Genomic DNA, 22,282 nt, shown 5'->3' on the forward strand with positions numbered 1-22,282 from the left:
AAATGGTTTAAGCAGTCAGGGATAAGCTACACTGGTGAAGCTCATGGGCGAAATTATCGAAAAAGTCTCCAAAGAAGTTGAAATGTTGAGGGATGATATGGTTCAAATGTTGGTTGAGCTTGTCAGAATTCCAGCAATAAGCCCGGATTACGGTGGGGAAGGAGAATACGATAGGGCGGAAAAGCTTCTTGAGATTATAAGGGACTGGGGTTTTGATAGGATTGAGCGCTATGATGTCCCGGATGAGAGGGCTAAAAATGGTGTTAGGCCAAACATTTTAGCTTATTACTATGGAGAAAAGGGAGAAGAAAGCCAGCGCTTGTGGATTCTCACGCACTTAGATGTAGTTCCTCCAGGAGAAGGTTGGACGGTTACAGAACCCTTCAAGCCAGTAATTAAAGACGGGAAGGTTTATGGGAGGGGAAGCGAGGACAATGGGCAGAGTTTAGTTGCAAGCTTGTATGCTGTGAAGGCATTAATGAACCTTGGCATAAGACCAAAGAGAACAATAATCCTTGCATTTGTAAGTGATGAGGAAACAGGAAGCGAATACGGAATAAAATGGCTCATAAAAAACCACCCCGAACTCTTCAGAAAAAACGACCTCGTACTAGTACCAGATGGTGGAAACGAAGAAGGAACATTTATTGAAATAGCAGAGAAGAGCATACTCTGGATGAAGATTAAGTTTAAAGGAAAGCAAGTTCATGCAAGCATGCCTGATAAAGGCATTAACGCTCACCGCATTGCTTTGGAATATGGCTATAAGCTCGACAAACTTCTCCATGAGAAATATAATGCAAAGGATGAAATCTTTGACCCACCTGAGAGCACTTTCGAGCCAACTATGGGCGGAAATCCATCTGATGCTCCAAACATAGCTTCAGGGGAACATGAGATAGTATTTGACTGCAGAGTTTTACCCAAGTACAATCTTGATGACATTTTAAATGATGCTAAAGAGCTCGCAAAAGAAATGGAAGAAAAGTACAGAGGAGCAAAAATTGATATTGAAGTTATGCAGAGGGTTGATGCCCCAGAACCAACTCCAAAGGACAGTGAAATAGTAAAACTCCTCCAAAATGCAATTAGGATTTTGAGGAACAAAGAAGCTAAAGTTGGAGGAATTGGTGGAGGAACTTTTGCAGCTTACTTCAGAATGCTTGGAATCCCGGCAGTTGTGTGGTGTACATGCGATGAAACGGCACACCAGCCAAATGAGTACGCTAAAATAGACAATATAGTTGAGGACGCAAAAATTATGGCAATTTTAACCCTATTATGATTTTTGCTCACCTTTCACTTTGCAAATTTTGAAGCAATACACACATTGATCACAAAACCAAAGTCAAGGATTATTCTATCCGCATAGGGGCATAGCAAGCATTCAGCATCATCAATAGGGATGCCGCCATAGTAGTGCTCAAACATCTCAATAACATCTTCACTTAAATGATCGACAACTTTCCCACAAGGGAGCACTAATCGTGAACCATATATGTTTTGTGTCTTTGTTCTCACCATGCAGCTCACCATTTTGTTATATTATCCTCCTCATATATAACTATTTTTATACATATTTTGCAAACTTCTGTTAATGGTAAGCAAAATTTGAAAAACCCAAGATATAGCAGATAGTGAGAGTGAGAACATGAAAATGATAGGACTAAAAATAGAGGAAGCTCTGAAAATCTTCCCCGAGCTTCAAAAATATATAAAAAATGGCAAGCTTGACTTCAGTAGCAGAGAAGCGCGGATTCTATACAATAAGGCAGTTGCAAAAGCCGTTTTTGACCTCAAAATAGAATATCATCCCAAGGGCTTGATAACCCCTCCAATTTCACGATACATTTTTCTAAAGACATTTTTGAGAGGTGGAGAAAAAATTCTCGAAATTGGAACTGGTCACTCTGCATTGATGGCTATCATGGCAGCTAAGTTATTTAACTGCGAAGCTTGGGCCACAGAAATTGATGAGGAATTCTTTGAGTATGCAAAAAGGAATATTGAGTGTAATAAGGTTCAAGTGAAGCTCATAAAAAGCAAAGGACAGATCATAAAAGGCTTAATTCCAGAGGGAGAAAAATTCGATGTTATATTCTCAGCCCCTCCTTACTATGAGAAGCCCACAAAGGGGGTTTTAACTCCTATCGAAGCTGTAGGCGGAGGCGAATATGGAGAAAAATTCTCACTCAAGCTCTTGAGAGAGGCAAAAGACTACTTGAAACCTAAAGGAAAAGTCGCTCTGTTTTTGCCTGACAAAGCTCCTCTGCTTAATGCTATAACCCAAGAAGCCGAGAAGATGGGCTATAGAATCAGAGACATAAAATTTAAAGCAGGAACAAGAGTTAGGCACTCTTTAATTTTCACGCTATAGCGTCAGACCGTGGGCGTATCTTCATTGCAGTGCTCAGAGGAGGTGCTTTCTCTTCATTCGCCAAAGAAATTATGCTCCTCCAACTTATAAGGTTAAGCCTCCTTGTAAAGTATTATCATCAAAATCCCTTCCAATGCCAAGAAAACGACTCCAGCAAAAATCCTGATATAACCATGGAGAAGATAGAAAAGAGACGCTGGAAAATTGACCAGAAAGAATGCTAAGCCAAAAATTACTAGTGTATCTCCAATTGTGAGATATGCAGGCATTAGCGTGTATTCATCCTTCATGTTTCGAGTAAGCCAGAGGGTTATGACTTTAGCCATTAAAAGATTAGTAAAAGCTCCAAATATAAAAAGGAAGAGAGAAGAACCCGATATATCAACTTTTGCAACAACCACAGAAACTAATAAGATTGGAGCAAAAAGGATAAAAGATGTCAAAGCTTTCGCGTTTCTAAACTCTTTCCAGTTTATTGGAAGAGAGAACATGAACCAGCCACTTTTGTATTCTTCCATAAGCAAAATTTGAACGTTTAATGACGTTATAACTGCAAAAGAGCCTATTATCAGAACCCAAGTTACAAGTCTATCGTCTCTGAGAAATGTGAGAGGTACTAAAAAGATAAAGGGCATAAGAAGAATAAAGAGAGATGAACTTCTCCGCAAGGCAAGTTTGACATCTTTAGCTATAATTGAGAACATTTTTGGCAAAAGTTTTGCTTCAAATGATTTTCCAATTTTTGAAATTTGCCTTTCCTCAATCAGATGAAGCATTATTAAATGATTACCAAACAACAAAATTAGAAATGAAAGAGTTGCATAGGTCATAATTACTTTCCATTGCAAGATTCCTTGGAAAGATAAAACGAGAGTTGTCGCCTGAGCAATTGGAAAGAAATACGTTGAAAGTGCTCTAAACTGAAATACACTTTTAAATATTTCGGGAAATATGACACCGTAGAATATGAAAAGAGTCAAAAAGAGAATAAAGGCAACTCTCAGTGTTAGACTAAAGATATCTCTTAAAATTCCGATTTTCCTCATCCTTAAAGAGAATATCGCAATAAGACACCCAAAACCCCAGCCTATAGCTATCGAGATTATGAACCACATCATCGCCACAATAAGTGCCATCCAATGATACCTCAGCATTTTCAAGAAAAAAGGTAAAAACAAGAATATAAGAGGAATAGTGTAATATTTAAGCCATGTCTTAAGCGGTAGAAACTCAACATTAATCGGGAGAAGTAGCAAAGGCTGAAGTGCTCGGGTTCGTGCAAGTGAATATAGGAACTCTATAACCAGAAAAGACGAAATGACCACAACAAAAACCAATAAGGCAGAAACCAATGAAGCAAAAACAATTTCACTTTCTCCAAGCAATTTCTCAGCTCTGAGAAATACAAATGAAAAAATTAAGAACACTGTAGAAGTAAAAGAGAGCTGTACTAAAGGAGCTCTCTTGAGAAATCTTCTAAACTTTTCGGTTCCATAGTCGTCCAGTCTATGTCTGAATTCCTGAAAAAACAGCTCTCTAACGAGAGCCTCCATTTTAATCACTTCATGTCCTCAACATATAAGAACAGACATTTGAGATATTCAGTATCCTTTGAAGCCATCAAAATTGGATGATCTGGAGCTTGTGTTCTATAAGGCTCAAGCATCCTGAGGAATTTGCCAGCTTTTGCTGCAGCAGCAATAATCATGTCCTTGAAAGCTTGCAGATCAACATGCTGGGAGCATGAGCAGGTTACTAAGATTCCACCATCCTTTACAAGCTTAAGCCCCTGATAGTTCACGTTGAAATAAGCCCTTAGTCCCCTCTTTAAGTCCTTTTCATGTTGGACAAATGCGGGAGGGTCGAGAATTACTATATCAAACTTTTCTCCTCTCTTTTGGAGCTTTTCCATTTCAGGAAATGCTGAACCCACTATGAATTCCATCTTGTCTTCAACACCGTTGAGCTTTGCATTTTCCTTCGCCTGCTCTATTGCCCTTGGGGACTTATCAATAGCTATCACTTTTTCAGCTCCAGCAACTGCCGCATGAATTGCAAAGCCTCCCGTGTAAGTGAAGACATCAAGAACCTTTTCACCGCCCCTAATATATTTCTCAAGAGCTATCCTGTTTTCCCTCTGGTCAAGGAAAAATCCAGTCTTTTGTCCACGCATGTCAACTATGAACTTGGCTTTTCCTTCTTCAATTATCGTTCTGTATTTTTCCTTACCAAGCAATACACGCTCAATCTCTGGTAATCCTTCTCTTCTCCTTGACCTTCCAGTGTTCTTTTCAAAAACGGTCTCTATATCCGGCTCAACTTCCATTATCGCTTCAGCAACATCAAGCTTAAATCTCTCCATGCCAGCACTTGAAATCTGAATGGCGGCTATATCATTAAAGCGATCGACGATTAATCCTGGCAGATAATCTGCCTCACCATATACCATCCTGTAAACGTTGCCATAACGGAGAACCTTTTTCCTGTATTCGTTTGCTTTTCTAATTCTCTCTTTGAAAAGCTCTTTGTTAATTTCTACATCTTTTTCTTTTGTCAACAGACGAACCATTATATTAGAATTTGGATTCGCAAATCCTTTACCTAAGAACTTCCCACCACGAGAATACACCTCAACTATATCTCCCGGCTTTATCTCCCCCTCAGTTCTAACAACGCCTTTTTTAAAGATAATCATAGCTCCCTTCTGAAGTGCTCGTGAGGCTTGAGCATCAACATAAACTCTCGCCATTCTCACCACCAACCAATAGTTAAAGCGATAGGTATTTAACTCTTGAGATGAAAGTATATAATGGTGAGTTCTATGAACTTAGAAGTTATAAAAGAGTTTCTGGAGGATATCGGAGCAGACTACACAGAAATTGAGGGAGAAATTCACCTCGCTCCAGAGGTGTTCTATGAGGTTTGGAAGTATGTGGGACAACCTGATTTAAAAACATATGTCATTGAAGACGAGATTGTAGAACCCGGTTCCTATGATCCCCCTGAAATGAAGTACACAACTGCAAAGAAGGTTAAAATCAAAAAGGTCTACTTCGAGACCCTTGACAATGTGAAAATAGTCACAGATTATGCTGAGTTCCAAAGGATTTTAAAGGAAAAATCAGCTTAATTTTATCCTCTAACCATTATTTTTACCATTAAAACTCCCATACAGTTTGTTCTCTTTATGTTAAGAAGAAGTGGAAGAGAACCTATTAGTGACGCTGTTGCCAAAAGTAAGATACCAAGGATCCCGTCAAAATATAAGGACAGGACAACAATAAAAGATAAAACAAGGAAGTTTAGGAGCTTATAATTTACCTTAAAGAGAACACTGCCAATTATTTTAGCTATTTCCAGCCCGTAGAGGCTTATAATTAAAGCCGCAGCAATAGTAAGCAGTGTCAAAATTAAAATCTCATGTGAACTCAACAAATAGTACTTCTCTTTAATCAAGACCATTATTCCATTTCTCGTTCTCCCCGTTAGGTAGAAATTAAAGAGTGAAAAGAAAAAATTCGATGTGTTCACGGAGAATGCCACCGTCAAAAACGACCTTTCATCCCTTGAAAAGAAGCTTCCAATTAATGCGGCCTGAGAAGAGGTAAAGGCAGGAAGCAGGGAAGCAAGCATTCCCAAAGTAGTTCCAAGGAGGGAAAAGCCAAATAAAGACTTATGGGACATTTTAATTTCATAATCTCCAGCTTCAATGGTGGTAATCCCACTACGCAGAGAGTAAAATATTGTGGGAACTCCAAATAAACCAACAAAAATGTGAAAATATGGCTCCCGGAGGGGTAAATAGTCAATCAGAATTCCAAGAATCCCAGAGATTAGGAAAACAAGTAAAGCAAAAACCTTCTTTATTCCTTTTTCTATTAAAAGCAAAAAACAAGTCAAAAAGAACACAAATACTCTACCAAATCCGGGTGTGTAGTTAGGAGCTAAAGAGAGGTAAATAGGCAAGAGGGGAAAAGCAAAAATTACTGCTAAAAGACTTGCCCTCAGAGAGATGTTAATTACCTCAAGAGCTCTCCCCTCAAGAACCAATCTATGGGCAGGCAAGATATTCAATACCGTATCTTCATCAGGAACTCCAAGAAAAGTTGAAGGTATAGAGTCCAAAAACGTATGGGTTAAACCCATTGTATAAATGAGTATCACAAATCCAAATCCATCGGGCTCATTATTTAAAGCATTCAACAGTGACGCTAAAGTATTAACGTGTAACGCTGGTGTTATCCCCGTTATAGTCCCAGCTATGAGTCCAAACAAGAATTCTCTAAGCATACATCATCCCTCGAATGTACTTCAAGGGCTGGCTTCCCTCTATATGTTGTGTAAATTCCAAAAGCTGTAATCGTTTGGTTCTCTTTAAGCTCAAGATTTAGAGACTTTCTAAGTTTTAGAAGAATCCAACATTTGTCATTAGTAATATTCGCTAAACCAAACCCATTTTTGTAAATCCTAATCCAAGAAATCCTTCCTTCAATTTTAATGACGCCCTCATGTTCAGGAGTGCATATCGAATTTCCGAGTTTTTCTCTTGGGAGCTTAACAGAACAGTTCAAACATACAAGAGAGCGCTCTCTTCGGAGAGCTTCAAACTCTACAATATCACCAGTTCTTGCAGAGTATGCGTATAGCTTTAAATCAGTACAGTTCAAGCTTAGACCTTTACCAGCTTTAGTGACTTGGCAACTTCCATGTGCTATGTCTCCAATTTCCTCTTCTCCAATAGGTTTTCTTTCTGCCTTTCCAGTAATTTTAACATCATCTATGCTGTTTACGTAAAGCGTAAGCGTCGAATACAGTCTTACAATCCCCAAAATTTCAACCTTGTCTCCAAGCTTCAGAGAAAATCTGTAGGGTAAGTAAACTTTAATCTTTTCTTTTCCGTTCCATATTATTGTTGGTGTTCTGTTATCTAAAACTACTCCAACAACTCGATAGGGAAAACTATCTTGAGGTTCTTTCAAAAAATTTCCCACTTCAAAGCTAATGATATAAAATGTACCACCATAAATCACGCCTTTTGCCTGTATCTCTGCGCCTTTCTGAACATTTAAACATCTGTCAAGTTTTACTTTTTGGGGAGTGAGAATATAGCAACTGTGATCATCCCAATAAACCCCTGATAAGTAGGAGAGATGCAATTCTTCAGTACTTCCATTTGTGACTCTTAGAGGATACACAGATTTTCGCTTTTTGTTGACAACTTTCCCCTGAATCGTGTATATCTTGCCTTCAATTAGACCTTTATAAATTGTAATAGTTTCAAGTCCATCGGTGAGCACACTAAAGTCACCCTTAGAATAAACACAAATACCAGTAAAAACTACAATATCGCCCTTTTGAGCATCTTCAATGTTACTGTATTTCTCTGAACCAATAATATATGCAGCACCCAACATCATTAAAGATGCCAATATTAATACCACAACATATACTCTACTTTTAACCATGATTGTAAGTAATTTGAAAACTTTAAAAAGTTTTCTATTGTTGGATTAGATACCTTATACCAGAACAAAGGGTAAGAATCAGACTTGAAGCTGAATTCCTGTTTCAGTTATCTCATAGGGCACCCAAGACAGAACATGTTTGGTTCTTCTCATTCCATAAACTCTTAGATACCTTCTGAGGGTCATATTTTCTTCTATTAACCTCATCTCGATTATTCCATCAACAATTGCCTTAACCATCATCTCAACATGAGGTTCCTCAATTCCAGAATTCATCTCAACCAACCACACCTGCTTGTTTCTGTGAGCAAGTTCTTTTAAATCCTCCAAAAATTTGTATATCTGCTTTTTATCCGTTTCAAAGAATATTGGAGTCAAAGATGATATTATTCCCGTTATCATTGGAGGGTTCTTTTCAGATAAAATCTTCAAAGTTACATCCTTTATTGCATCGATAAGTTGAGTAGTGTCTCTGATATCAGTAACAACCGCTTCATCAAAGGAGAACTTAGGAGTCCCCCTTAATCTCTGACTGTAGGCATCGAGTATAAAGAAATTTTCCTCAAGATATGGCATGAAATCCCATCCAAAGTCAAGAGCATTACTTACAAACTCATATTTTGGAATATCAACGAGAATACCAATTGTGGAGTACCCTCCAGTTAGCTGTGTGTGAACGAACTGACTGATAAACGTTGTTTTTCCTGACTTGGGGTCACCAATTAGCAAAACAACGCTACCTTTTGGAATGCCCCCCATTATGAGGTCATCTATTATCCCAGTCGGAACTCTCTCCACTCGTTTTTCAATATCTTCATACATTTCAAAGATATTCTGAACCAAAGCGAGACACCCCGTGCAGAATTCGAAATCAATAAATCTCTCCACTTGGGTAGACAACTATTCCACTGTTGGTTATTTCAAATGGATATTTTCTCATCGAATGCTTTGTCTCACGCATCTTTCTGATAAGCAAGTATCTTTTTAGCTCAATGTTTCTTTCTTGAAGATCAAGAATCACGACACCCCTTGCTATATATTCCTCAATTCCATATCTGCTTATTCTCCCAGCACTCGGATCTGGAGCTTCAGTTGTCAGGATTGTTGTAACGCCCATTTCAAGAAGTATTGTGTTCAACTTTAGTAACACTTCCCTGATTTGTGTCTCTTCTTTGAGTCTAAATGCTATCGAAGGAACAGAATCAATAACGAGACGTTTCGCATTTATTGCTTTTACGACCCTATAGATGTATCTAAGAAAATTATCAATGTTAAACCTATCCTCAAGAGCAAATTTTTCTTCGGAAGGCAATCCAACGCTTGAGCTAACACCATCCACAATGGCAATTAAGCCTTGCTCTTCATATTTTCTAAAATCCCATCCAAAAGAGAGCATTTCCCTTCGAAGGTCTTTTGCCCTTTCTTCTAACGTAACAAAAACACCAGGCTCTCCATACTCTTCTGCGCCTTTATATATAAATTGAGCTCCAAAAGTAGTCTTACCAGTACCAGTACTACCAGTTACCAAGATAGTTGTATTCTCAGGGAAACCACCCTCAATCAGCTCATCAAAACCCGGGATTCCGCTTTTAACCCTCCTTACTACATAAGACTCAACCATCGTGATCACCTGATAACATTGATAAGTATAACATCCAGGCTTTTATTAAATTTATCCTTTCTCCATTTCGTTATGACCAATTTATTTTTGAGTTATTAACCAATATAAAATTTTTGGAGTGAGGTTTCCTGTTTTCTGCAATTTCCGCAACTCTCATTGCTAATTCTTCAAATTTAGAGAATATCTACAAAAAAGAAAGCAAATAGATCAGATCCCAGTACTCCGCTTGCTATGTGGCATAAGAGTTTTAATATTAAAATCAACAATTCCCTTAGGTGAGGTCATGCTCGATCCCTTTGGGAAAAAGGCAAGGGAATTACTTAAGGAATTTGAAGACATTAACAGCTTCTTAGAGATTATTCCAACGTATCTGGATATAAATTTAGCATTAGAACGGGTTAAATGGCTAAAAAATGGTGCAATTCCAGAATATATTTTAAATGCTAATGATTGGAAAGATTTAATGGGGTTTTACGCCCTTTTAGGCGCACTCGCATTTTCTCCGTATGGATTTGAAATGGAGCTTGTAAAAGAAGCCAATTTAAAGATATATCTTACCAGAATCGAAAAAACCAAGAATTTTGAAGAGCTTTCAATATCTATTGAACCCGTAGCAGATAATGAAATACCTCAAAGAGATCTGACGATAATTGAAAAAAGGCTTTACAGCGAAATTTCTCCAGAAGACAGAGAAAAAATCACCCTCAAATACAAAGTTAAGCTAAAAGATTTTCTAAGCCTAAATGAAGGTAGCTTAAAAGACGTGTACATTAGAAATGGATATGCCTATCTGAATAGAAGCCAACTTATAGAGCTCTGGGAAAAATCCTTTGAAAAAAATCTTGAGAGAGCAGTGAATCTACTATACGAGCTCAGAGATGAGCTTCCCCAGTACTACATCCAACTATATAACCGGTTAAGTGAGATTGCAAGAGAGCACTTTAAGAAAAGGCTTGAAGGAGTTGGAAGAACCACTGCCCAACCATTGAGATTCGATTTATTCCCTCCATGCATTAAAATTGCCTTGGGGGGTGTACCCAGCGGGTTAAGAAACTATGCCATAACCGTTCTATTGACATCATTCCTGAGCTATGCAAGGATATGCCCAAATCCCCCAAGCAAAAATGTGAGAATCAAAGACTGCATAAAGGATTTAAGCATAATTGAAAAAGAAATCCTGCCAGTGATAATTGAAGCAGGGAACCGGTGCTCTCCCCCACTTTTTGAAGATCAGCCAAATGAGATCAAAAATATATGGTATCATCTCGGATTTGGTTATACTTCAAAACCTAAACTGGAAGACAGTGGCACATCCACTTGGTATTTCCCACCAAACTGCTCAAAAATTAAAGTAAATGCACCTCAGCTCTGCAAACCCGATAAAGACTGCAAGTACATCAAAAATCCTCTCACATACTATCTGAGAAAGCTATACTTAGAAAGTAAGAAAGAGAGTCAAGGGGAGGATAGAAATGAATGAGCTTTTCAGGGAAGTTACAAAAAGGGAGAGACAGCTCTACTATGAAAAGGAATGGAATGCCAAAAAACTTCCACCATTTATTGTGAACACTCTTGAAAACAGAGAATTTGGTTTTGATCATACTGGGGATGGACCAAGTGATAGGAAAAATGTATTCCATGACATAAGAGACTTGGAAGATTACGTTAAAGCAACGGCACCTTATGCAATATTTTCAAGTGTTGCATTATATGAGGAGCCCAAAGAAATGAGTGGGTGGCTTGGAGCAGAGCTTGTTTTTGATATAGATGCCAAGGATCTGCCCCTAAGAAGATGTAACCATGAAAGCGGAACTGTTTGTCCAATTTGTTTAGAAGACGCTAAAGAGCTTGCAAAAGATACACTAATTGTTTTAAAGGAGGATTTTGGATTTGAAGACATTCACATTGTGTACTCCGGTAGAGGATATCACATAAGGGTACTCGATGAATGGGCACTTGAACTTGATTCCAAGGCAAGAGAGAAAATTTTAGCATATACATCTTCAGCAGAAGAGGTTACATTCGATGACATCCAAAGCAAGAGGATAATGCTATCTTCTGGATACTTTAGGGTTTTTCGTCTTCGCTTTGGATATTTTATAATGCGTGTTAGATATAACCACCTCAAAAACATTGGATTAAATAAAAAGCAGATTAGTTTGATTCTGAGCAACAAAGAAAAAATCAACCAAGGATTTGTTAAAGAAGCAAGACTTACAGCCTTTCCACAGGGAATAGGGTACAAAACTCTCCTTAGACTCTTCGCATTGTCAACTACATTCTCAAAAGCATACTTCGATGGTAGGGTCACAGTTGATGTTAAAAGAATCCTCAGAGTTCCCTCAAGCCTTCATTCTAAAGTCGGATTAATCACAACCTATATTGGGAGCAAAGAAAAGGAGCTTGAAAAGTTTAATCCGTTTAGAGATGCAGTGCCAAAATTCAGAAAAGAAGAAGTCAGGCAGGCATATGAAGAATGGCTCGAGAACAATGAGCTAAAGAGTGAGTAGAGATGGAAATTTCAGGGAGAATTAAAATAACAGTCTCAATGCTAATCTGGGGAAGTGTTGGGATTTTTGCGAGGTTCACAAATTTAAATGGATTGGGAATCGCATTCTTTAGGGTTGCATTAGGAGCTTTAATTTTAGCACTGTTGTTCAGCATAAAAGATAAATCTTGGTTTCAGAAGGTTAGTGGGGCTACCAAACAAAAGTTTGGATGGATGATTCTTCTTGGTATTGCACTTGCTTTAAATTGGGTGTTCTTATTTACCGCTTTTTTGTACACCTCAATAGCAAGGGCAGTCCTTATTTATTATTCAGCTCCAGTTCTTGCAACATTAATTTCAGCCAAGTTTCTTAAAGAAAAAATCTCGAAATTTCAAATTTTGCTGATTCTCATGGCTTTTCTTGGCTTGATGATAATAATGAGTGAACAAAAAATGAATTTTAAAAACAGAGATTTTGTAGGAGCCGTATTCGCATTCATAGCAGCAGTTTTCTATGCAATGATTCCTAATCTGGGTAGATTTTTAAAAGAAGTGAAAAGTGACATACTAACATTTGTTCAGCTGTTTATAGCTTCTGTAATCCTGATTCCTTTCGTCCTCTACGGTAAGATATTCGCTGGAAAGATTAACTGGTTTGCCGTTGGAATTTTAGTAGCCGTGCACACTGTTTTTGCACTCTTCCTGTACATGGACGGATTAAAAAACGTTAAAGTGAATGAAGTCGCCTTGCTCAGCTACCTTGACCCTCTAAGTGCAGTGGTTTATGCATTTTTGGTATTCGGAGAAGTTCCCGCTCTTAGAACAGTGATAGGAGGAGTTCTGATACTATCAGCATCTCTTTTAGATACGTTAAAGCGGAGATAGGCGAGAGGGCTATAGCCCGCCTTCTGTATTAAGGGAGCATTCGACTAAGCGGCCAACCACGGGGCTCACACCGGGAACTCATCACCCCTCTTTCGGCCTTGCACCCCGCGGGACGGCCGTTTCACCGATCCCTCCGAGGTCGTCTGCGGGTTAGCTCGGCTCCTGTCACCAGGAGCCTTCGCCGCTTTCATTCCCATTCCTCGGAGGACGTGTCGTTTCTGCGCCGTTGCCCTCCCTCTCGGGAGGTGCCTTGCGGCACCGCGGCCCCGGTGAGGTGGGCGGAACTTCCTCGGGCTCACTGCCCGGCAACTCCCAGCCCTCTCGCCTAAAAGAAATTTAAAAGAAGATATTATAAAGATTTGGTTACCTCTTTTTTGGAAGTTCTCTCTTTTCTACAAATTTTGGAATTTTTGGTCTCTTATACTTACCAAGGGGGGACTTCTTTTTGGGCCTGGGTCTTTTTCTTTTCTTTTTCTTGTCGGATTTCACCAGCCCTATAAGAACCGCCGTTAATACAGCCGCAATTAATATTCCCACGAGATACATTACCCACGTTTTCTTTTCCTTATGTTCCCCTCCTATCAATTGAGAAGTTGTTTCTTTTGTCTTAATTGTACTACTGGAGGATGGTGAAGAGAGCGTCTGCGTTGGAGTCTGCTTCTCAATGTAAACGGTTCCCTCCTTAATGGTATTTTTCCCGAATGCAGAGAGCACAAACTGGTACTCTGCTTCTCCCTCTGGAAGGGTGAACTCAAGCCGCACTTTGTTCTCTCCTGGAAATAGTGTAATATCCTTTAACCCCTTGTATAGGGTTTCATTTGCTGCGGTTATCTTATAATGCAACACGCCCTCAATTTTCTTTGAATTTTCGTTCATGATTGCAACTGTAAACTCGACCTTTCCATTGTAGAGGATGCGATACGTTACGCTGTCTATCTTTGGATATGCCATAACATGATATGTTGCTGATCTCTCTCCAAGAAAGATGCCATCATAGGTTACTTTCACAAGAACCTTGACTTCACCGGGAGGTGCTGAAGGGAGTGAAAAACGAACTATGTTTGTACCTTTTTGAAGCTGAACAGTCTCAGCATATTTGTGAAGCAGTTCGCCATTTTTATCATATGTCAAAAGCGTGACATTGACTTTAATGTCTCGTTCAGAGGTTAACGTAACATAGGCTTCATTTTCAAAATCTTCCATAACTTGGGTGCTCTTTAAAGACAGTGCAGAGAGCTCAACACCAAACTGAATGTAATATTCCTTCGAAAAACTATACGTCCCTCCAGGATATTCCAATAGATATACAAGTTTGTAATTGCCGGATGGTAGATCATAAGGAATTGGAATTTCAAACCGGACGATATTGTCTCCCTTTGTCAGATTAACAGTCTTTGTCACGAGCAGATATTTCTTTCCATTTCTCTCAAGATACGTAGAAGCCTTCAGAGGGATTATACTGTTCTTTAAATTCTTAATATGAGAAGACACAACCACTGTTTCTCCATTAAGTACATAATTAGAACTAAAAGGTCTTTCTTTTACATAAGTTATCGCCTCCTCAAAAATGAGGGGTTTATCAATGACTTTTACTGGAATTTTTGCTGTTATAATGTATATATCCCCAGATTCTAAAAAGCCCCAGAATGTCAAAACAATCTGATAATTACCAGGTTTGACGCTTTCATTCACAAAAAGCTTGTAGCTAATTTCCCTGGTCTCTCCTGATGTCCACTCATTATAAATGGTTTTTTGAAGTTCCAGCCTAAATCCCTCAACCCTATTAAGCCTTTCATCCAAAACAACATACTTCCGGAAGCTTACAATCTTAAAATCAAAGTTTTGATCATTCTTCAAAATAAAAGTACCTTCTGTATAATCCCCAGAAAGCACTAAAATTTCACCCTGAGACGAAAAGACTATAAATTGTGCAGATGCAAGGGGCAGTAAAAACAGTGTTATAGCAATGATAAGTGTTACTCTTTTCATCAACATCCCCCAAATATTTTTGCATTTGAACAATATAAATTTCATGTTAAGAGAAGAACTATCCCGAGGAGTGTAAATCCAAAAAATATGATCAGGCTTAACTTGTAAAGGACAAGTCTTGAAAAGTGGTCCCTAACCATAAAGGCAAGTATCGTAAGCATGCTACCATAAAAGACTGCAAAAATTCCAAGAGCTTTCTTTATATCAACCTTCAAGAGCAGAAGCAACCCAAGAACTGCTCCAGCCAATACTGTTATGTGAGGCACTGTGAACAGATAGTAGTTAAGCAAAACTCTGTTTTCGTCCATTGTTATCACTCCATTATAAATGCATAAGTTGTAGTTGTGGGCAAAGTTCTTCTTATTTTTGGCAACAAGTACCGAGGAAGAGTAACTTCTACTTTTTCCTCTAATATGTCATACGTCCCGAGTACTTTTTCAATTACTTTAACTTCAACCTTACCCCTAACCCTAAAATACCCATGCCATGCAGTCGTTATTTCAAGCACGATTGGGAGGTGAAGCTTTTCAAGTTCCTCCACATCTAAGAGAGATTGCAAATATTCAAGTTCCTCCTTTTTGAAATAATGAAAACTCCCATCTCTAAGCTGAACTTTTGGAACATCTTCATTCAAAAGCTTTGCTAAGCTTTTTCTCGCTCTGGGCAGGTGTAAGTTAATTCTTGCAATTTCTTTGTTTATTATTTCATCTGGCTGGGGCATGAATTAAACTAAGATAAAGACGATAAAAAGGTTTTCACTCCAATGTCCTTAAAAGCTCTTGAACAGTCCTTCTTACAGCCCCATAACTATTCATTTTTGGCTTCCATCCTTTTCTTTTAGCTTTTTCAATGCTTAAACGCATGAACTTCACGTCTCCTTTCCATCCCCTTCCGCCATCAACTCCACCTGTAAAATAGAACTCTGGACTAAGCCCCATCTCTTCGCTTACAATTTCCGCAATTTCCTTAACCGTAATCCAGTCCTCACTTCCAAGGTTGTAGACATCATAGGTTTTATTCTCCTCTTTAAACTTCTCAAAAAGGAACAGCATCCCCTCAACAGTATCGCTCACATGAAGATAGCTCTTCTTTTGAGTTCCATCTCCAAGAATTTCCAAACGATTCGGATCCGCTTTCAGTTTATTTATGAAGTCATAGATTACTCCATGATTTGAGCGCTCTCCTATTATATTCGCTAACCTGAAGACCAAACTTTTTATATCAAAAGTATGGGCATAACCACTAATTAAAGCCTCAGCTGCAAGCTTTGCCCCACCATAGACACTTATTGGTTCAAGAGGAGCATAATCTTCCGGAGTTGGAATAACTTTAGCATCCCCATAGACAGTTGATGAGGATGTGAACACAAGGTACTGGACTTCCTCCTCTCTTATAGCCTCAAGAAGGCTATACGTTATCAGGACATTTGTTTCATATAAAAGTCCTGGGCTCTGTGCTCCAATTCTAACCTCCGGATTAGCTGCCAAGTGAAAGACTACCTCAACATCTTTTACGGCTTTTTTCGCAACTTCCTTACTCCTCAAGTCGCCTTTGAGAAATTCAAACCGTTCATGATCAAGCCACTGTTTAATATTATTCAAGCTACCAGCACTTAGGTTGTCAATAACCCTAACTTCGTACCCTTGTTCCATCAATCTGTCAACTAAGTGAGAACCAATGAAGCCTGCGCCTCCAGTGACAAGAACCTTCATTTTCATCCCCATCCAATTATCCGAACGACCATTATATATCCTTTTTGTAGTCGGCTGGTTACGGCTTAGATCACCAAAATGAAACCACTGTTTCTCAGGATTCTATCAACGTAAATTTGTAAAAATAATCAAGTAGTTTCATAAAATTTAGCATATTTTTGTCACAAAAATAGACTCTGGGTGGACATTTGTCAAAATGACAATTGTTCAGACAAAAACCTTATATTATATAAATTGTTCAAAGAAAAAGCGTTTGTGATGAACATTCAAACAATAATAGGTGATAAAAATGAACGAAATAAAAAGCATGACAATGATGGAGAGAAGAAAAATAAAATTCCTTCAGCTGATATTTGTTGACATAAACGGTGTTCCAAAAGGAATGGAAGTGCCAATAGAAAGATACGAGGAGGCTATAAGTGATGGAATTTCTTTTGATGGATCGTCCATCCCTGGATTTCAGGGAATAGAGGACAGCGACTTGATATTTAAGGCTGACCCTTCAACATATGCAGAGATCCCATGGGAAGGAGTAGCAAGAGTCTATGGGTTCATATATAAAGATGACAAACCATATCATGCAGATCCAAGAGGAATTTTAAAGAGTGTGAGTGATGAACTTGCGAAAGAAGGACTAAAAGTCTATATCGGGCCAGAACCAGAATTTTACCTCTTCAGAAAAAATGGAACATGGGAACTTCAATTACCAGATGTTGGGGGATACTTTGATATCATAAACCTTGACAAGGCTAAGGATGTAAAGAGAGAAATTGCACTCTACATGCCCTACTTTGGTCTAACTCCTGAAGTGTTACACCATGAAGTCGGTGCCGGACAGCACGAAATAGATTTTAGGTTCTCAGATGCCCTCGGAACAGCAGACAACATCATAAGCTTCAAATATGTTGTCAAGGCAGTTGCAGAGAGTCATGGATTATATGCAACATTCATGCCAAAGCCCATCTATGGCATGCCTGGCAATGGAATGCACCTTCACATAAGCCTGTGGAAAGATGAAGAAAATTTATTCGTCGGGGAAGATGGACTCAGTGAAACAGCATTATACTTCATTGGCGGAATATTAAAGCATGCTAAGGCACTGGCAGCTTTGACGAACCCAACTGTAAATAGTTACAAACGTTTAGTCCCAGGATATGAAGCCCCTGTTTATGTAAGCTGGGGTTACAGAAACAGGAGCGCACTGATAAGAGTTCCAGCATACAAAGGAAAGGGGGCAAGGATTGAATACCGCTGTCCGGATCCAAGTGCAAATCCCTATTTAGCATTTGCCGCAATAATCGAGGCAGGATTGGATGGAATAAAGCACAAGATTGAACCTTTTGCATATGTCGAAGAAAACGTCTATGAAATGGACAGAGAAAAGAGAATTGAAACAGGTATTGAGACCCTGCCATCAAGCTTAAAAGAAGCCTTAGATGAGCTCGAAAAGGACAAAATTGTTAGAAAAGCCCTTGGGAAGGCTTACAGAAACTTCAAAGAATATAAAGAAAGAGAATGGGGAGAATATATCGAGTATCTCAAGAAAAGAAATATCCCATTAGAGACCAAAGAAGTAACAGAATGGGAGCTCGAAAGGTATTTCTACGTTTAATTCTTTTTCCCAATTATATCATCTAAATGAATAAGCATTGAGCCTCCAATTATTAAAGCCGCTCCAAATAGTTGCTTTAATGTCAAGACCTCATTAAATACCAGATACGCTAAAATTAGAGCTACGACTGGTTCTATCGTCGCTATTATTGAAGCTTTGCTTACCTCAACCTCTCTCAGAGCAGTATTGTATAATATGTATGCCAGAAATGTCGGAAAAAACGCAAGTGCAAAAATATAGGGAACTGCATTTAATGGAATTTTAAAATTAGAAAAGGGGATTAAGAACAGAGCTCCAAATCCAAGAGTATATAGTAATGCCTCCTCAGGGTTCTCGTTTCTAACTGCCATTTTACCTAAAACACCATATAATGCATAAGTAACTCCTGATAGGAGTCCCAATACTATTGCAAGAATGCTTATTCTTTCATTATTCGGATTTACAACAAATAGCACTCCTGAAACTGCCATTATCAATGCTATTGACTTTGTTGGAGTTACTTTTTCTTTAAAGACAAGGTATCCGAGTATCGTAGAGTGAATTGGGGCAGTGTATAAGAGTAAAACTGCCAAAGACACTGAAGATATTCTTACAGTATAAAAATACAGCACATAGAACAAAAAAATGCTAAAAAACCCATAGAATGCGTAAAATGGAAGACGTTCTTTCTTAATCTTCAAACCTTTTGAGGAATTGTATATTAAGAGGAGAAAAAACGCAATCACCACTCGATAGAATACCACAGTAAAAGTGTCCAAGTTAAACTGATACAGCAGTTTGGCAAATATTCCAAGAGTGCCCCACATACTGGCAGCTAAAAAAACTAAAAGATATCCCCTTTTCAAGCTCCCACCTCAGATCTCTGGACCTGCTGGTAGTTTTCTTTTGTGCTCACTTTTCTTTATTAGATTCTCAACGTATTCGATTTTTTTGATTGGAATGTTTAATTCTTCGGCAATTTTTTCTTTTGGCATTTTCAAGTCAACTAACCTGTAAAGGATTTCGTCCAAGAGTTTGTAGCTTATGCCGAGTTCACCCTCATCCGTCTGCCCAATCCAGAGCCCAGCAGTGGGCTTCTTCTTAATAATCCTCTCCGGAACGCCCAATCTTTTAGCAATCTCCCAAACTTCAGTCTTGTAGAGGTTTATCAGTGGAGCATAATCGCTCGCACCATCACCCCACTTAGTATAATAACCAGTCAAAAGCTCGCTTTTGTTGCTTGTTCCCAAGACGAGAAGATTGTACTGGTTTGCATGAGCGTAAAGGAGAGTCATCCTTGTTCTAACCATCACGTTACCCTTGGTAATCTTGTCCGGCTCGAAGTCGAGACTTTTTTCAAAGGCATCAACAATTGGCTTGATGTTAATGATTTTATAGTTGATCCCGAGGGTTTCACAAACTAATTTCGCATCCTTCACATCCTGATTCTCGTAGTATGGCATTATCAAACCAAGAACCTTATCTTTTCCCAATGCCTTCACTGCAAGGAAGGCAGTAGTAGCACTATCAACACCACCACTAACACCAATCACAACACCACTTGCATTTGCTTCGTCTACTTTTTCTTTAATGAAGTAAACTATTTTCTCAATAACTTCTTCGTAGTTTAGAGTTCTCATCGAGATCACCTTCTTCTCTTCCGTGTTTTTTCAACAGCACCTTCCATAAATCTGATATATCCATACACACTTAAAGCACTTCCTACAATCATGAAAACAAAAGCCAAGAGTGATAAGAGGGAGTAGGGATAATCAACGCCGTAAACTCTATACGAATAGCTCACATTACCACTCTCAACACGTATTTCAGGTTGGGAAGTTGGGGTTAGACGAACAGATTGATTATTGAGAGTGTAAGAGTTTATCTTCCCCCTCTGAATAACAACAACACTTGCATTTTGAGAGGAAATGATAAGAGTTCTATTTATTACGAAATAGTTGCTTTCGAACTCTTTGTCTCCAATAATGTGATGCCCAACACCTAATGTTCCTTGGGAAAAATAGGATTTTTCAACACTATACATTGATACCAGGGATAGAAGAAGAGCAAGTGCTAAAAAAATTAATCCCCCTTTTATCAGCGGATAATTAATGGCTTTTCTGAATGTAGTCATGGTATCACATCCAAACAGATAAATAAAGAAGGAAAGGTTCAGATTTTACCTGCTAAATGACACTCAACCCAGTGGTTGTGTTCGTATTCAATGAGCTGTGGATGCTTAACATCACAGAGTCCTTTCTCCATGTAGACACATCTGGGATGGAACCTGCACCCTGGTGGAATGTTGACGGCACTTGGAACTTCACCCTTAATTGGCAATTCTTTGATGATGTTTCTCCTCTCTGGAATTGGCTCTGGAACAGCAGCCAGGAGAGCTCTTGTATATGGATGTATTGGATTGTCAATTACGACTTTAGCGGGCCCCATTTCAACTATTCTCCCCAGATACATAACGGCTATCCAGTCAGCAAAGTACCTTGCCGTTGAAAGGTCGTGGGTGATATAGAGATATGTAACGCCCATCTTTTCTTTAAGCTCCTTCATCAATTCAAGGATTTCTGCTCTAATTGAAACATCAAGCATTGAAACAGGCTCATCTGCAACAATAAATGTTGGATTCAAGATGAGTGCTCTTGCAATAGCAACTCTCTGTCTCTGACCGCCTGAAAGCATATGCGGATGTCTTCCAACATAGTCCTCCGGTGGAACAATCTTGACCATTTCCAGTGCTTTGTATATGAGTTCTTCTCTTTCCGCCCTTGTTTCGCCTATTCCGTGAATTAAGAGAGGTTCTTCGAGCACGTCATATATCCTGAATCTTGGATTCATTGACGAGAAAGGATCCTGGAATATCATCTGAACCTTTCTTCTGTAGGCCTTAATTTCCTCTTGAGTTTTGAGTTCAGTAACATCTTTTCCTTCCAGATATATTCTGCCATCTGTAGGCTCAAGGAGCTTCATGACAAGCTTTCCTGTTGTTGTTTTACCACAGCCGCTCTCACCGACTAAAGCAAAAACCTCCTGCTTGTGCACTTCAAAACTGACTCCATCAACAGCCCTAACGAATCGTGGGGGTTCTCCCCTGAGTGCCCCAAGTAATCCTCTCTTGATCGGGAAGTACTTCTTAAGATTTTCAACCTTTAAAATTGGCTCAGCCATCTTTCATCCCTCACAACAGCCAGCATGCTGCATAGTGATCTTTATCAATCTCCTTTAGCTCTGGTTCTTGTTCTTTACATACCTGCATCGCATAGGGGCATCTTGGATGGAATCTGCAGCCACTCGGCGGCTTAATCAGGTTCGGCGGTTGTCCTGGAATGAATTCAAGCTTATCAACGTCCTCATGCAATCTTGGGATTGCTGCAAGCAACTTTTGAGTATACGGATGGGCTGGCTCATAGTAAATCTTCTGGCTGTCACCGATCTCGATTATCTTTCCAGCATACATTATCGCAACACGGTCGCTGATCTCTGCAAGAATGCTCAAGTCATGTGTGATGAATATCATTGAAAGTCCAAGCTCCTTCTTAAGCTTCTTCATCAAATTGATGATCTGTGCCTGAACAACGACATCAAGAGCTGTTGTTGGCTCATCGGCAATAACAACCTCTGGCTCAAGGATTAACGCTGTTGCAATGACAACTCTCTGCTTCATTCCACCGCTCAGTTCATGCGGATATCTGTAAACAATCTCTGGCGACAGACCAACTAACTCGAGATATTTCATTGCTCTGTCAAGGGCTTCTTCTTTCTCCATGCCTTTATGATAAATAAGAGGCTCAATCATCTGGTAGCCAATTGTATAAACTGGATTTAAAGCATTCATTGCACCCTGGAATATCATTGATATCTTCTGCCACCTTATTTCTCTTCTCAGTACATCCTCCGGAAGTCCAACTATTTCTCTGCCGTCAATTTTAACACTGCCTCCCACAATTTTTCCTGGAGGAGTTGGCATTCCCATTAAAGTAAAGCCAAGAGAGGACTTGCCACATCCACTCTCCCCAGCGAGTCCTAACACTTCCCCCTTTTTGAGCTCAAAGCTGACATTGTCGACTGCTTTGACGACACCTCTGGATGTGAAGTAGTACATTTTGAGATCTTTAACCTCAAGGACAGTCTTAGCCATCTTC

The 22,282-nt window shown here is 39.1% G+C and carries 23 protein-coding genes and 1 other RNA gene; 7 read left to right on the forward strand and 17 right to left on the reverse strand.

Features of this window, described 5'->3' with window-relative positions; translation table 11 throughout:
* Positions 1 to 43 precede the first annotated feature (43 nt).
* Positions 44 to 1,285 carry a M20 family metallo-hydrolase gene (locus TERMP_RS08225; protein ID WP_013467935.1) on the forward strand — a complete coding sequence of 414 codons (1,242 nt, stop codon included), beginning with the start codon at positions 44 to 46 and terminating at the stop codon, positions 1,283 to 1,285.
* Between the two features lie 14 nt (positions 1,286 to 1,299).
* On the opposite strand, the gene TERMP_RS08230 is transcribed toward TERMP_RS08225, so the two are convergent.
* Positions 1,300 to 1,524: a hypothetical protein gene (locus tag TERMP_RS08230; protein WP_048159808.1), complete on the reverse strand. Its 225-nt coding sequence runs from the start codon at positions 1,522 to 1,524 to the stop codon at positions 1,300 to 1,302.
* 127 nt (positions 1,525 to 1,651) lie between these two features.
* Here TERMP_RS08230 and TERMP_RS08235 point away from each other — a divergent pair, with 127 nt between their 5' ends.
* A complete protein-coding gene (locus tag TERMP_RS08235; protein ID WP_013467937.1) occupies positions 1,652 to 2,377 on the forward strand; it encodes an RlmF-related methyltransferase in 726 nt (241 codons plus the stop codon).
* A gap of 92 nt (positions 2,378 to 2,469) precedes the next feature.
* On the opposite strand, the gene TERMP_RS08240 is transcribed toward TERMP_RS08235, so the two are convergent.
* Both TERMP_RS08240 and TERMP_RS08245 read right to left on the reverse strand, forming a co-directional pair.
* Entirely contained in the window at positions 2,470 to 3,930 is a 1,461-nt protein-coding gene (locus TERMP_RS08240) for a hypothetical protein (RefSeq protein WP_013467938.1), read from the reverse strand.
* A 5-nt stretch (positions 3,931 to 3,935) separates the two neighbouring features.
* Positions 3,936 to 5,126, reverse strand: a complete 1,191-nt coding sequence (locus TERMP_RS08245) for a class I SAM-dependent rRNA methyltransferase (RefSeq protein ID WP_013467939.1) — start codon at positions 5,124 to 5,126, stop codon at positions 3,936 to 3,938.
* Between the two features lie 72 nt (positions 5,127 to 5,198).
* On the opposite strand from TERMP_RS08245, the gene TERMP_RS08250 reads away from it, so the two are divergent.
* The gene (locus TERMP_RS08250) at positions 5,199 to 5,507 is read left to right on the forward strand and encodes a DUF5748 family protein (protein ID WP_013467940.1); all 309 of its coding nucleotides are present in this window, start codon (positions 5,199 to 5,201) and stop codon (positions 5,505 to 5,507) included.
* A 2-nt stretch (positions 5,508 to 5,509) separates the two neighbouring features.
* On the opposite strand, the gene TERMP_RS08255 is transcribed toward TERMP_RS08250, so the two are convergent.
* The 4 genes from TERMP_RS08255 to TERMP_RS08270 all read right to left on the reverse strand — a co-directional run bounded on the left by TERMP_RS08255 (position 5,510) and on the right by TERMP_RS08270 (position 9,463).
* Complete coding sequence (locus tag TERMP_RS08255; protein WP_013467941.1) at positions 5,510 to 6,667, reverse strand: tripartite tricarboxylate transporter permease; 1,158 nt, start codon at positions 6,665 to 6,667, stop codon at positions 5,510 to 5,512.
* Positions 6,637 to 7,842: a hypothetical protein gene (locus tag TERMP_RS08260; protein WP_013467942.1), complete on the reverse strand. Its 1,206-nt coding sequence runs from the start codon at positions 7,840 to 7,842 to the stop codon at positions 6,637 to 6,639. The genes TERMP_RS08255 and TERMP_RS08260 overlap by 31 nt, the downstream gene beginning before the upstream one ends.
* Positions 7,843 to 7,920: 78 nt before the next feature.
* The gene (locus TERMP_RS08265; protein WP_048159974.1) at positions 7,921 to 8,664 is read right to left on the reverse strand and encodes an RAD55 family ATPase; all 744 of its coding nucleotides are present in this window, start codon (positions 8,662 to 8,664) and stop codon (positions 7,921 to 7,923) included.
* Between the two features lie 49 nt (positions 8,665 to 8,713).
* Positions 8,714 to 9,463 (reverse strand): ATPase domain-containing protein, encoded by a 750-nt coding sequence (locus TERMP_RS08270; protein ID WP_013467944.1) that lies wholly within the window; start codon positions 9,461 to 9,463, stop codon positions 8,714 to 8,716.
* A 283-nt stretch (positions 9,464 to 9,746) separates the two neighbouring features.
* Here TERMP_RS08270 and priL point away from each other — a divergent pair, with 283 nt between their 5' ends.
* Genes priL through TERMP_RS08285 form a run of 3 tightly spaced genes read left to right on the forward strand, consistent with a single transcriptional unit; the run spans position 9,747 to position 12,836 of the window.
* On the forward strand, positions 9,747 to 10,943 hold the full coding sequence (gene priL / locus TERMP_RS08275) for a DNA primase large subunit PriL (RefSeq protein WP_013467945.1): 1,197 nt from the start codon (positions 9,747 to 9,749) through the stop codon (positions 10,941 to 10,943).
* On the forward strand, positions 10,936 to 11,973 hold the full coding sequence (priS, locus tag TERMP_RS08280) for a DNA primase catalytic subunit PriS (protein ID WP_013467946.1): 1,038 nt from the start codon (positions 10,936 to 10,938) through the stop codon (positions 11,971 to 11,973). Before priL ends, priS begins: the two co-directional genes overlap by 8 nt.
* Before the next feature lie 2 nt (positions 11,974 to 11,975).
* The gene (locus tag TERMP_RS08285) at positions 11,976 to 12,836 is read left to right on the forward strand and encodes a DMT family transporter (protein WP_013467947.1); all 861 of its coding nucleotides are present in this window, start codon (positions 11,976 to 11,978) and stop codon (positions 12,834 to 12,836) included.
* Here TERMP_RS08285 and rnpB read toward each other — a convergent pair.
* The 5 genes from rnpB to TERMP_RS08305 all read right to left on the reverse strand — a co-directional run bounded on the left by rnpB (position 12,837) and on the right by TERMP_RS08305 (position 16,537).
* An RNA gene (gene rnpB, locus TERMP_RS11340) (RNase P RNA component) lies at positions 12,837 to 13,161 on the reverse strand. It abuts the gene before it with no gap.
* Between the two features lie 38 nt (positions 13,162 to 13,199).
* Complete coding sequence (locus TERMP_RS08290; protein WP_013467948.1) at positions 13,200 to 14,825, reverse strand: COG1361 family protein; 1,626 nt, start codon at positions 14,823 to 14,825, stop codon at positions 13,200 to 13,202.
* 41 nt (positions 14,826 to 14,866) lie between these two features.
* Positions 14,867 to 15,133, reverse strand: coding sequence for a hypothetical protein (locus TERMP_RS08295; RefSeq protein WP_013467949.1), 267 nt, complete (start codon positions 15,131 to 15,133; stop codon positions 14,867 to 14,869).
* Between the two features lie 5 nt (positions 15,134 to 15,138).
* On the reverse strand, positions 15,139 to 15,546 hold the full coding sequence (locus TERMP_RS08300) for a DUF61 family protein (RefSeq protein ID WP_013467950.1): 408 nt from the start codon (positions 15,544 to 15,546) through the stop codon (positions 15,139 to 15,141).
* 34 nt (positions 15,547 to 15,580) lie between these two features.
* Positions 15,581 to 16,537, reverse strand: coding sequence for an NAD-dependent epimerase/dehydratase family protein (locus TERMP_RS08305; RefSeq protein ID WP_013467951.1), 957 nt, complete (start codon positions 16,535 to 16,537; stop codon positions 15,581 to 15,583).
* 289 nt (positions 16,538 to 16,826) lie between these two features.
* Between TERMP_RS08305 and glnA the strand changes: the two genes are divergently transcribed.
* Entirely contained in the window at positions 16,827 to 18,149 is a 1,323-nt protein-coding gene (gene glnA, locus TERMP_RS08310) for a type I glutamate--ammonia ligase (RefSeq protein WP_013467952.1), read from the forward strand.
* Here the strand turns inward: glnA and TERMP_RS08315 are convergent.
* Genes TERMP_RS08315 through TERMP_RS08335 form a run of 5 tightly spaced genes read right to left on the reverse strand, consistent with a single transcriptional unit; the run spans position 18,146 to position 22,278 of the window.
* Positions 18,146 to 18,994: a DMT family transporter gene (locus tag TERMP_RS08315; protein ID WP_013467953.1), complete on the reverse strand. Its 849-nt coding sequence runs from the start codon at positions 18,992 to 18,994 to the stop codon at positions 18,146 to 18,148. The two genes, glnA and TERMP_RS08315, sit on opposite strands and share 4 nt — an antisense overlap.
* A gap of 9 nt (positions 18,995 to 19,003) precedes the next feature.
* Positions 19,004 to 19,768, reverse strand: a complete 765-nt coding sequence (locus TERMP_RS08320) for an NAD+ synthase (RefSeq protein WP_013467954.1) — start codon at positions 19,766 to 19,768, stop codon at positions 19,004 to 19,006.
* Positions 19,769 to 19,773: 5 nt separating this feature from the next.
* On the reverse strand, positions 19,774 to 20,262 hold the full coding sequence (locus TERMP_RS08325; RefSeq protein WP_048159809.1) for a hypothetical protein: 489 nt from the start codon (positions 20,260 to 20,262) through the stop codon (positions 19,774 to 19,776).
* Positions 20,263 to 20,300: 38 nt separating this feature from the next.
* Positions 20,301 to 21,308, reverse strand: a complete 1,008-nt coding sequence (locus TERMP_RS08330) for an ABC transporter ATP-binding protein (protein ID WP_013467956.1) — start codon at positions 21,306 to 21,308, stop codon at positions 20,301 to 20,303.
* A 10-nt stretch (positions 21,309 to 21,318) separates the two neighbouring features.
* Complete coding sequence (locus tag TERMP_RS08335; RefSeq protein ID WP_013467957.1) at positions 21,319 to 22,278, reverse strand: ABC transporter ATP-binding protein; 960 nt, start codon at positions 22,276 to 22,278, stop codon at positions 21,319 to 21,321.
* Between the last annotated feature and the right edge of the window lie 4 nt (positions 22,279 to 22,282).

It is taken from the genome of Thermococcus barophilus MP, assembly GCF_000151105.2.
Taxonomy (GTDB): Archaea; Methanobacteriota_B; Thermococci; order Thermococcales; family Thermococcaceae; genus Thermococcus_B; species Thermococcus_B barophilus.